This is a genomic window from Kluyvera genomosp. 1, assembly GCF_001266615.1.
Classification (GTDB): Bacteria; Pseudomonadota; Gammaproteobacteria; order Enterobacterales; family Enterobacteriaceae; genus Kluyvera; species Kluyvera cryocrescens_A.
In genome coordinates, this window is the sequence record NZ_LGHZ01000046.1 from 1 (window position 1) to 10,463 (window position 10,463).

At 52.8% G+C, this 10,463-nt stretch carries 12 protein-coding genes; 10 read left to right on the forward strand and 2 right to left on the reverse strand.

Annotated elements, in window-relative coordinates; all coding sequences use genetic code 11:
- The first annotated feature begins 31 nt into the window (after nt 1-31).
- Both KP80_RS20465 and KP80_RS20470 read left to right on the forward strand, forming a co-directional pair.
- Entirely contained in the window at nt 32-499 is a 468-nt protein-coding gene (locus tag KP80_RS20465) for a DUF1348 family protein (RefSeq protein WP_052285486.1), read from the forward strand.
- Nucleotides 500-621: 122 nt separating this feature from the next.
- Nucleotides 622-1,008: a hypothetical protein gene (locus KP80_RS20470; protein ID WP_052285487.1), complete on the forward strand. Its 387-nt coding sequence runs from the start codon at nt 622-624 to the stop codon at nt 1,006-1,008.
- 119 nt (nt 1,009-1,127) lie between these two features.
- On the opposite strand, the gene KP80_RS20475 is transcribed toward KP80_RS20470, so the two are convergent.
- Nucleotides 1,128-2,120: a zinc-dependent alcohol dehydrogenase family protein gene (locus KP80_RS20475; RefSeq protein ID WP_052285488.1), complete on the reverse strand. Its 993-nt coding sequence runs from the start codon at nt 2,118-2,120 to the stop codon at nt 1,128-1,130.
- Nucleotides 2,121-2,477: 357 nt separating this feature from the next.
- Between KP80_RS20475 and add the strand changes: the two genes are divergently transcribed.
- Nucleotides 2,478-3,479, forward strand: a complete 1,002-nt coding sequence (gene add, locus KP80_RS20480) for an adenosine deaminase (protein ID WP_052285489.1) — start codon at nt 2,478-2,480, stop codon at nt 3,477-3,479.
- 64 nt (nt 3,480-3,543) lie between these two features.
- Here add and KP80_RS20485 read toward each other — a convergent pair whose 3' ends face one another.
- Complete coding sequence (locus KP80_RS20485; protein ID WP_052285490.1) at nt 3,544-4,584, reverse strand: oxidoreductase; 1,041 nt, start codon at nt 4,582-4,584, stop codon at nt 3,544-3,546.
- Between the two features lie 236 nt (nt 4,585-4,820).
- Between KP80_RS20485 and blr the strand changes: the two genes are divergently transcribed.
- The 7 genes from blr to rsxC all read left to right on the forward strand — a co-directional run.
- Nucleotides 4,821-4,964 carry a division septum protein Blr gene (blr, locus tag KP80_RS20490; protein ID WP_052285491.1) on the forward strand — a complete coding sequence of 48 codons (144 nt, stop codon included), beginning with the start codon at nt 4,821-4,823 and terminating at the stop codon, nt 4,962-4,964.
- Between the two features lie 117 nt (nt 4,965-5,081).
- Nucleotides 5,082-6,452 carry a GH1 family beta-glucosidase gene (locus KP80_RS20495; protein ID WP_052285492.1) on the forward strand — a complete coding sequence of 457 codons (1,371 nt, stop codon included), beginning with the start codon at nt 5,082-5,084 and terminating at the stop codon, nt 6,450-6,452.
- Between the two features lie 287 nt (nt 6,453-6,739).
- Complete coding sequence (ydgT, locus tag KP80_RS20500) at nt 6,740-6,955, forward strand: transcription modulator YdgT (RefSeq protein WP_052285493.1); 216 nt, start codon at nt 6,740-6,742, stop codon at nt 6,953-6,955.
- Nucleotides 6,956-7,037: 82 nt separating this feature from the next.
- Nucleotides 7,038-7,478, forward strand: a complete 441-nt coding sequence (locus KP80_RS20505) for a DUF2569 domain-containing protein (protein WP_052285494.1) — start codon at nt 7,038-7,040, stop codon at nt 7,476-7,478.
- A 77-nt stretch (nt 7,479-7,555) separates the two neighbouring features.
- Nucleotides 7,556-8,137 (forward strand): electron transport complex subunit RsxA, encoded by a 582-nt coding sequence (rsxA, locus tag KP80_RS20510; RefSeq protein ID WP_052285495.1) that lies wholly within the window; start codon nt 7,556-7,558, stop codon nt 8,135-8,137.
- A complete protein-coding gene (rsxB, locus tag KP80_RS20515) occupies nt 8,137-8,712 on the forward strand; it encodes an electron transport complex subunit RsxB (RefSeq protein WP_052285496.1) in 576 nt (191 codons plus the stop codon). The genes rsxA and rsxB overlap by 1 nt, the downstream gene beginning before the upstream one ends.
- Nucleotides 8,705-10,463: electron transport complex subunit RsxC (rsxC, locus tag KP80_RS20520; RefSeq protein ID WP_052285497.1), on the forward strand; the 1,759-nt coding region annotated here is incomplete at its 3' end. The genes rsxB and rsxC, both read left to right, overlap by 8 nt.

Genomic DNA, 10,463 nt, shown 5'->3' on the forward strand with positions numbered 1-10,463 from the left:
GTCTACCTAAATTAACCATGAGGAACGCCTGATGAGCATTCGCCCGCCGCTGCCCCCTTTCACCCGTGAAAGTGCCATTGAGAAAGTCCGCCTGGCCGAGGATGGCTGGAACAGCCGCAACCCGGAAAAAGTCGCCCTTGCCTATTCGCTTGATACCCAATGGCGGAACCGCGCCGAGTTTGTAAATGGCCGAGACCAGGCCCAGGCGTTTCTGCAACGTAAATGGCAGAAAGAACATGAATACCGCTTAATCAAGGAATTATGGGCATTTGAAAGTCATCGCATCGCCGTTCGCTATGCCTACGAATGGCATGATGACAGCGGGAATTGGTTTCGTTCTTACGGCAACGAAAACTGGGAGTTTGCCGACGACGGGCTTATGCATCGCCGCTTTGCCTGCATCAACGATCTGCCGATTAACGCCGCCGAGCGACTTTTCCACTGGCCACAGGGGCGACGCCCGGATGACCATCCAGGCTTGAGCGAGTTGGGACTGTAAAGCAAGCTTTTTGCCTATTCGCGTCAATGCGCAGCAAGTACTTCTCTTATCACTTGCATACTGGGTAAATCAGGCCATGCTTTAGCAGTCTCTTTTCATATTCAGCCAGTTACGAGTTAAGCATGCCTATCATCGCCAAATTGGACGTAGTACGTAGAAGTCTGATCCTTGTGTTGGCTACCAGCCTGCTGGGAGGTTGCTCGCTGACGCGGGTATCAGACGATGCTTTTGCCGAAGAAGTGAAAACGCTGAACGTGACCGGCATGAGCCTGACTGACGCCGTCGCCAAAGTGAACCGCGAAGGGTTTGAATGCCGCGCCGAAAATGCCCGCACGGCCAAGGTCTCTCTCACCCCGAGCAGCTCTCGCTTTTTAAAGCAACTGGAGTGCAGCAAACAGAATAACGAGCTGTTTTGCCCGCAAATTCGCAATGTCGTACTCAACGCCGATCCAAAAACTGACACTGTGATCTTGGTAGGAAAGACCATCACCCAACGGGCTTGTTTTTAACCGCCAACGCCGTTTGTGCATGCCATGATAACGAGCCTGCGGATGTGCACGTTGTTTGCCGACCCAGACATAACGGCAAGGCTGCCGGATACCCAACAGCCCATGCCTTATTTGAAGTATCAGGCAACAGTGACCACAATTTTCCCGACTTGCCCGTTGGCTTCCATATAACGATGAGCATCAGCAATCGCTTCCAGCGGGAAGGTTTTATCAATGATTGGCGCTAGCTTGCCAGAACGCAGACCGGACGTGACGAACGATTTTGCTCGCGCCATCTTCTCGCTGTCAGTCGTGATTTCAAACAGTTCATAGCCGCGCAGCGTAAGGTGTTTACCCAGAATATCAAATACGGGCACTTGCATATCGCGGCTATCGAGAGCGCCGTACTGGAAAAATATGCCCTGCGGTGCCATCACCTGCGTCAGTTTTGCTACGTCCGGGCCGCCCACGGGGTCAAAAACAATATGTGCCCCTTCCCCCTGCGTCGCCCGCGTGATTTCAGCCACCATATCCTGCTCGGCGGTAGCGATTACAGCAGCAGCGCCAGCATTCATCAGCATGCCGTGTTTTTCGTGGGTTCGCGTAAGGGCTATAGGCCTTGCACCAAGCATATTTGCAATTTGAATAGCGGCCAGGCCGACGCTGCTGGAGGCGGCACGAATCACCACATGTTGACCTGCCTGCAGATTCCCGTACTCAACCAGCGCGCCGTAAGCCGTGACGTACATCATCCAGCTTGCCGCCGCTTGTTCGAACGAGAGGTTTTCAGGATGTTTAACCACTGCGTGTACCGGTGCGTTTACTATTTCACCGTACATACCGTATTGATTGAACATAAACGAGGGGATCACGCTAACCGCATCCCCTTTCGCAAAGCCATCTACCCCGACACCAACCGCTTCAATCACGCCAGCGGCCTCATAACCCAGCCGCGCCGGGAAATCCGGTTCAATGACATATTGACCGCTACGATACATAATTTCTGCGCGATTGAGGCCCAACGCCTGTACGCGGATTTGGACTTCCCCGGCAGCAGGCGCCGATACCTGCACATCAACAATTTCCAGTACTTCCGGACCGCCGGTACGATTAAACGTCACCACTTTAGACATTGTAAAACCTCATCAGTTAGCGGCGCGCGTTTTATCCACGCAAAGGCGCGCCCAATTCATCTGCGGGCAATTTACCGGGTTGTTAGCGACGGAAAAATAGCGGTAAAAGAACTTCAGTGTTATTCATTTAATAACAATCAACACAATGAATTTAATCGGTACAGGAAGGATGTACGGCAAGAATTGATAAGAAAAGCGGTGAACGAGCGCCAAACAATAAACTGCTAAAAACTCCATGTTATGCAACCAAATCCCTGTATATCCGTATCTTTTTCAATACTTTTAATCGATTATGGCCCTATGTTATAATGATTTGCACTTTAACTAAAAACCTTCAACTATAAACAGAGTGCAACTATGATTGATACCAACCTGCCTTTAACCGACGTCCACCGCCATCTTGACGGCAACATCCGTGCACAAACCATTCTTGACCTCGGCCACCAGTACAATCTCGCGCTCCCAGCTACCACCCTCGACACCCTGATCCCGCACGTGCAGGTTACCAGCAATGAACCCGATTTAGTCAGCTTCCTCAGCAAGCTGGACTGGGGCGTAAAAGTGCTGGCCTCGCTCGATGCCTGCCGCCGCGTGGCTTTTGAAAACATTGAAGATGCGGCCCGCAACGGCCTGCACTACGTGGAATTGCGCTTTTCACCACGCTACATGGCGATGACTCACCAGCTGCCAGTTGATGGCGTGGTTGAAGCGGTCATTACCGGTGTGAAGGAAGGTTGCAAAGCGTTTAATGTTGAAGCGCGCCTGATTGGTATCATGAGCCGCACCTTTGGCGAAGCGGCGTGTGAAGAAGAACTGAACGCCCTGCTGGCGCACCGTGATGGGATCACCGCGCTGGACCTGGCTGGTGACGAGCTGGGCTTCCCAGGTCATCTGTTCCTGAATCACTTCACCCGCGCGCGTGATGCCGGCTGGCGTATCACCGTGCATGCTGGCGAAGCGGCAGGCCCGGAAAGCATCTGGCAGGCTATTCGCGATCTCGGCGCCGAACGTATCGGTCACGGCGTGAAAGCTGTACAGGATCCGGCATTAATGGACTATCTGGCCGAAAAGCGAATCGGCATTGAATCCTGCCTGACTTCGAATATTCAGACCAGCACCGTGCCATCGCTAGCGCAGCACCCGCTGAAAAGGTTCCTTGAGCATGGTGTTATGGCAAGCCTTAACACGGATGACCCGGCGGTACAGGGTATTGATATTCAGCATGAGTATCACGTTGCTGCACCGGCAGCCGGTTTAACGCCACAGCTGATTCGCCAGGCACAGATCAACGGTCTGGAAATGGCCTTCCTGTCTGACAGTGAAAAGCAGGCGCTGAAAGCCCGCGTTCTGCGCGGATAACCATGCGTGGATAAAAAAATCCCGGCAGCGAATAAGGCTGCCGGGATTTTTTATTGCACGGTTATCACACCAGGTTCAGCGCCGCGCGATGCCTCGCCGACTCAATCCCTAGTTCAATCAGTTCCATTATCTGTATCGCCTGGCCTGCAAGCACCGGGTTTTCACCAATACCGTTCAGCGCATCGCGGATCCCAGCATAATAAGCCGGATAATTCCCCGGCAACGTCAGCCAGTTTTCTTCCACACGGGTTTCCCCATCAACCGTAGTCAAAACACCGTCGCGCATATCATAGCCCCAGTCCGCCTGCGGTGGCCGTTCACCGCTTTTCAGTCGGTCTTCCTGCGGGTCGAGGCCAAACTTAACGTAGCTCGCCTGGGTTCCATGGACGATATAACGCGCGGTTTCTGCCGCCGCCAGCAGCGTACCGTGTAATACCACCCGTCGCTGTGGATAGGTCAACACGGCATGGAAGTAATCCGTGGCCTGCGCACCGGGACGCAGTTGACCAAGGTCGACCTGAAGACTGTGCGGTAGGCCAAACAGATTCACCGTTTGATCTAACAGATGTGACCCTAAGTCATACCAAATGCCACTTCCGAGGCCCGGCAGCTCGCGCCAGCGGGCACGCACCTGTGGACGGTAGCGATCGAAATGCGATTCGAAATAGACAACATCACCCAGCTTACCTTCGTTAATCAGCGCTTTAACAGTCAGGAAGTCGCTGTCCCAGCGGCGGTTGTGGAACACTGACAGCAGCTTACCCTGCTGTTTCGCCAGCGTATCCAGTTCGCGTGCTTGTGACAGTGTCACGGTAAACGGTTTGTCGACCACCACATTCTTCCCCGCTTCCAGCGCCGCTTTGGCTAACGGAAAATGGGTGTCGTTCGGCGTTGGGATAACAATCAGATCGATATCAGGGTTGGCGAACAACGCGTTGGGGTCAGAAACCACCTTCACCGCAGGCCAATCAGCATGAACCTTGCTGGCGTCGCTGCTGGAGACAACCGCCAGCTCCATACCCGGTGTACCGCTGATGAGCGGCGCGTGAAACGTCTTACTGGCAAAGCCATAACCCACTAGTCCGACTCGGATTTGGTCACTCATATTGCAGCCTCATTCTTCGTTTTATGCGGTTCACATCATTTTGTAATCGATTTCTTATTTGACCTTATCTCACAATTTCATACAACAGTTTAATAACATTATTGGTTTTCGGATGCGCAATTGATGAAATAATCATCACTTGTCGAATCGTTTCGGCTGAACACTTGCGTTGTGGGAAAAGCAGGCTAAGATCTTGCTCCGGCACTATTTTATCAATGGACTGTAAGCTAAATTTCATGACTTCCGTAATGAACCGTATTGTTGAACTTTTTGGCTGGGTTATCCTGGGTTTCTCCGCTCTTCTGCTGGTTGTCGCACACCACATCGATAACTATCAATCACCGGAACCGGCTGCCACCGCATCGTTACAGAAAAAGTAACGCTGTCACACTAAAAAAGTGATTCGGATCTCATCTGTGCAACCGGTTTCTGAAACCGGTTGCACGCCTTAATGCCACTCTTTACACTCCCCTTATCACACAGATAAGGAGTGTTATATGTCTGCTTTTCCCCCGCATTTTTTATGGGGTGCTGCCACTGCGGCGTACCAGGTTGAAGGTGCATATAATGAGGACGGCAAGGGCCCGTCTATTTGGGATATTTTTTCCCACCAGCCGGGGACAACCTATCAGGGAACCAACGGTGATGTTGCCGTCGATCACTATCATCGCGTAAAAGAAGATGTTCAGCTGATGGCTGAAATGGGTCTGCAAAGCTACCGATTTTCGATCTCATGGCCTCGTTTGATGCCAAATGGCCGCGGCGAAATCAACGAAGCCGGGGTTAAATTCTATAGCGATCTCATCGATGACCTGCTGGCCCATAATATCGAGCCCATGATTACGCTTTATCATTGGGATTTACCGCAGGCATTACAGGACGAAGGCGGCTGGGAAGCCCGCTCTACTGCGGAAGCGTTCGAAGAGTATGCGCGCCTGTGCTACGCCCGATTCGGTTCGCGAGTGAAAAAATGGGCCACCTTCAACGAAACCATTGTGTTTATTGGCCATGGTTACATTACCGGCAATCACCCACCGTCAGTCCGTAATCCGGCCCGTGCGATTCAGGCCTGCCATCACGTGTTTATTGCGCATGCGCTGGCCGTGAAAGCCTTCCGCGGGATGCAGATTAACGGTGAGATTGGCTTTGTAAATGTGCTCCAGCCCCATACACCGCTCACCAACAGCACAGAAGATAAAACCGCTAGCGATCTTGCCGATGCAATCCATACGCATTGGTTCTACGATCCGGTACTAAAAGGCCGTTATCCTGATGAGCTGTTGGCGCAGTCACAGGCACTGTGGGGTGTGCCGCGTTTTGCACCGGGTGACGATGAGCTCCTGCGTACTAACCTCTGCGATTTTATCGGCCTTAATTACTATCGTCGTGAAACGGTGTCCGCACAGCCACCGGTTGAAAAAGTCAGCGGTGAACAAGGTGTTGAAGGACTGTTCTACTTCGTCCGTAATCCGGAAAGTACTTACACCGAATGGGGCTGGGAAATCTGGCCGCAGGGCCTGACCGACGGCATCATGATGATTAAAGAACGCTACGGTGACATCCCTATTTATATCACCGAGAACGGGCTGGGCGCGGTCGACCCGATTATCGATGGCGAAGTCGTTGACGACCCGCGTATTGATTTCCTGCGTATGCATATCGATGCGTTGGAAAAGGCCATTGAACTGGGTGCGGATGTCCGCGGTTATTATCCGTGGTCATTTATCGACTTACTGAGCTGGCTTAACGGCTATAAAAAGCAGTACGGCTTTGTCTATGTCGATCATAAGAAAAATCTGGCACGCCAGCGTAAGAAGAGCTTCTTCTGGTATCAGGATGTGATTGCCACCCGTGGCGAAAGTCGTTAATCCCCTTCTATCTTCAGGGCGTCATCCGGCGCCCTGCACGTTGAAAACCCGCTAATTTCGGGGTGAAATCAATAAGCACATTTTCTGTTATTGAAATTCATTCGTATAAAACAAATAATCCATAATATCCCGTTGAGATTCATCCTAACCGGCTGAACCCAAAACAAGACGGATGCCAATAATCACATTGGCGATAAAAACTGAATCCACCTCCATCATTTTCCCGATATTACCTCGGCTGAAAAGCGATGCCTGGTGGCATTAACATTATAAATGGATACCCACAAATGACCGTTCTGGATTATTTATTAAAATTCCGCAAAGTCAGTTCGCTTGAGACACTTGAAAAACTTTATGACCACCTTAACTATTCCATCACCAGCACCGAAGAATTGATCAATATGTACCGCGCCGCAGACCACCGTCGAGCCGAACTGGTCTCCGGCGGACGTCTGTACGATGTAGGCCAGGTGCCTAAATCCATTTGGCGTTTCGTGCAATAAGGGTTTTCTCCTCAGCGCCAGTTGCTTATACTCCACGGCCTGTAATTTACCTCACCACTGGCGCTGATTTTCAGGAGACACAATGTCAGATATTTCTGCAGAACGAATTGGCGGATGGCTGCTTGCCCCATTGGCCTGGCTAATTGTTCAGTTAATAAGCATCAGCGTAACTCTGGTTAAATTCACCTACGTTCTGTTTTCACCGCAAACGCTGGCGTTGTTAAAAGACCTTGGTACCAGCAACATCGTCCTGTTAGCGCTGTCGTTTATCTCGTTTGTCGCCATGTGGTATTACACCATGTGGCTGACCGTTGCCTTCTTTAAACGCCGCAGCAACGTGCCCAAGCACTATATTATTTGGCTGATGGTCGGCGTCATTCTGGCGGTAAAAGCCTTTGCCTTCTCGCCAATAGCTGACGATCTGGCCGTACGCCAGCTGCTGCTTCCACTGTTGGCCGCCGCGCTTATCGTCCCGTACTTCAAGCGCTCTACGCGAGTAAAACGGACGTTTACCCGCGCCTAATAACCCCACACTTAGCCTGTTGTCGCTGACGATGCTTTGTCAGATAATAGGTGGCTTTTTTCGTTACAGGTCGAATGATGACTGACTATTTATTGCTCTTTATCGGTACTGTGCTGGTCAACAACTTCGTGCTGGTGAAGTTCCTGGGCCTGTGCCCGTTTATGGGGGTTTCCAAAAAGCTGGAGACCGCCATGGGAATGGGGCTGGCGACGACGTTTGTGATGACGCTTGCGTCCATCTGCGCCTGGCTTATCGATACCTGGATCCTCATCCCGCTGGATCTTATCTACCTGCGTACGCTGGCCTTTATTCTGGTCATTGCCGTGGTGGTTCAGTTCACCGAAATGGTGGTACGTAAAACCAGCCCAGCGCTATACCGTCTGCTCGGTATTTTTCTGCCGCTCATTACCACTAACTGCGCCGTACTCGGCGTGGCGTTGTTGAACATCAACCTCGGGCATAATTTTCTACAGTCGGCGCTGTACGGTTTCTCTGCCGCCGTCGGCTTCTCGCTGGTAATGGTGCTGTTTGCCTCCATCCGCGAGCGTCTGGTCGTTTCCGATGTGCCCGCACCGTTTCGCGGTAACGCTATTGCGCTGATTACTGCAGGTCTAATGTCGTTAGCCTTTATGGGCTTTAGTGGGCTGGTGAAGTTGTAATGATGACCTTCTGGATTGCTGTCGCTGCAATCAGCCTGTTAGGGCTGATTTTTGGCGTCATTCTCGGCTACGCCTCACGCCGTTTCGCGGTGCAGGATGACCCTGTTGTCGAAAAGATTGATGAACTGCTGCCGCAAAGCCAATGTGGGCAATGCGGCTATCCGGGCTGTCGCCCTTACGCCGAAGCCGTCAGCAACGGCGAAAAAATTAACTGCTGCGCCCCCGGTGGCGAAGCGGTGATGTTGAAAATTGCCGAGCTGCTGAACGTCGATCCCCAACCGATTGACGCGGATGAATCCGCTGCGGAACCCGCGCGTATGCTCGCCATTATTGATGAAGCCAACTGTATCGGCTGCACCAAATGTATCCAGGCTTGTCCGGTTGATGCCATCGTAGGCGCTACGCGAGCCATGCATACGGTGATGAGCGATCTGTGTACCGGCTGTAACCTGTGTGTGGCGCCTTGCCCGACGCAGTGCATTGAATTACGCCCGGTAGAGACCACCACCGACAGCTGGAAATGGGATTTGCATACAATCCCGGTACGAATTATTCCTGTGGAACAACATGTTTAAGCTATTCTCCGCGTTCAGAAAAGACAAAGTCTGGGATTTTGACGGCGGTATTCATCCGCCGGAAATGAAAACGCAGTCAAACGGGACGCCCCTGCGCCAGCTCCCGCTGGCCCAGCGTTTTGTTATCCCCCTGAAACAGCATATTGGCGCCGAAGGCGAACTGAGCGTACAGCCCGGCGATCGCGTACTGCGCGGTCAGCCACTGACCCGCGGCTGGGGCAAAATGCTGCCGGTTCATGCGCCAACATCTGGCATGGTGGTGGCTATTGAGCCGCACGCGACGGCACACCCTTCCGCCCTGCCGGAAATGAGCGTCATTATTGATGCAGACGGAGAAGATCTTTGGGCGCCACGCGACGGCTGGAATGATTACAAAAATCGTAGCCGCGAAGAGCTTATCGAACGTATTCATCAGTTTGGCGTGGCCGGTTTAGGCGGCGCGGGCTTCCCGACGGGTACGAAACTGCGCGGCGGCGGCGACAAAATTAATACGCTGATTATCAACGCCGCCGAGTGCGAACCCTATATCACCGCCGACGATCGTCTGATGCAAGATTGCGCCGCGCAAATTCTTGAAGGTGTTCAGATCCTCGCGCACATTCTGCAGCCGCAGCAGGTGCTTATCGGCATTGAGGATAACAAGCCGCAGGCGATTTCCATGATGCGGGCAGTGCTGGCTGGCCAGCACAATATCCATCTGCGCGTGATCCCGACGAAGTATCCATCCGGCGGTGCAAAACAGCTGACGCAAATTCTGACAGGTAAGCAAGTTCCCCACGGGGGACGTTCGTCAGACATCGGCGTGCTGATGCAAAACGTCGGTACCGCCTATGCGGTTAAGCGCGCCATTATTGATGGCGAGCCGCTTACCGAGCGCGTAGTGACGCTGACGGGCGAATCCGTGGGTAAACCGGGTAACGTGTGGGCCCGGCTGGGTACGCCGGTACAGCATCTGTTAAAACACGCCGATTTTTGTCCATCCAGCGATCAGATGGTGATTATGGGTGGCCCACTGATGGGCTTTACCCTGCCGTGGCTGGACGTCCCGGTGGTGAAAATTACCAACTGTCTGCTGGCACCTTCGCCTGCGGAAATGGGTGAGCCGGAAGAGGAAAAAGGCTGCATTCGCTGTAGCGCCTGTGCTGATGCCTGTCCAGCCGATCTTCTGCCACAGCAGTTGTACTGGTTCAGTAAAGGTCAGCAACACGATAAAGCCACCGCGCACAATCTTTCTGACTGCATCGAATGCGGCGCCTGTGCATGGGTCTGCCCAAGCAGTATTCCGTTGGTGCAGTATTTCCGTCAGGAAAAAGCGGAAATACACGAAATTCGTCTTGAAGAGCAGCGTGCCGCAGAGGCTAAGGCGCGTTTTGAAGCGCGTCAACTTCGTCTTGAGCGTGAAAAAATCGCCCGCGAAGCACGCCATAAAAAGGCCGCGGTTCAGCCAACGGCGACAGATCAGGACGCCATTCATGCTGCATTGGCGCGCGTGAAGGAAAAACAGCAGCAGGCTACGCAGCCGATTGTGATTCAATCTGGCGCATTGCCTGATAACAGCGCCATCGCCGCCGCGCGCGAAGCGCGTAAAGCGCAGGCTCGTGCAGCTCAGGCGCAAAAACAGCAATCCGTCGGAGAAACTGATACGGCCGTGACAGAGGGAGCAATAGACCCACGGAAATCTGCCGTAGAAGCGGCCATCGCTCGCGCCAAAGCACGCAAAGCAGCACAGCAGATCGAAAGTGAAGCCGCAC

Bases quoted from the DNA above. Each gene is read 5' to 3' on its own strand.
- KP80_RS20465 (WP_052285486.1), top strand. From the start codon at position 32: ATGAGCATTCGCCCGCCGCTGCCCCCTTTCACCCGTGAAAGTGCCATT.
- KP80_RS20470 (WP_052285487.1), top strand. From the start codon at position 622: ATGCCTATCATCGCCAAATTGGACGTAGTACGTAGAAGTCTGATCCTT.
- KP80_RS20475 (WP_052285488.1), bottom strand. From the start codon at position 2,120: ATGTCTAAAGTGGTGACGTTTAATCGTACCGGCGGTCCGGAAGTACTG.
- add (WP_052285489.1), top strand. From the start codon at position 2,478: ATGATTGATACCAACCTGCCTTTAACCGACGTCCACCGCCATCTTGAC.
- KP80_RS20485 (WP_052285490.1), bottom strand. From the start codon at position 4,584: ATGAGTGACCAAATCCGAGTCGGACTAGTGGGTTATGGCTTTGCCAGT.
- blr (WP_052285491.1), top strand. From the start codon at position 4,821: ATGACTTCCGTAATGAACCGTATTGTTGAACTTTTTGGCTGGGTTATC.
- KP80_RS20495 (WP_052285492.1), top strand. From the start codon at position 5,082: ATGTCTGCTTTTCCCCCGCATTTTTTATGGGGTGCTGCCACTGCGGCG.
- ydgT (WP_052285493.1), top strand. From the start codon at position 6,740: ATGACCGTTCTGGATTATTTATTAAAATTCCGCAAAGTCAGTTCGCTT.
- KP80_RS20505 (WP_052285494.1), top strand. From the start codon at position 7,038: ATGTCAGATATTTCTGCAGAACGAATTGGCGGATGGCTGCTTGCCCCA.
- rsxA (WP_052285495.1), top strand. From the start codon at position 7,556: ATGACTGACTATTTATTGCTCTTTATCGGTACTGTGCTGGTCAACAAC.
- rsxB (WP_052285496.1), top strand. From the start codon at position 8,137: ATGATGACCTTCTGGATTGCTGTCGCTGCAATCAGCCTGTTAGGGCTG.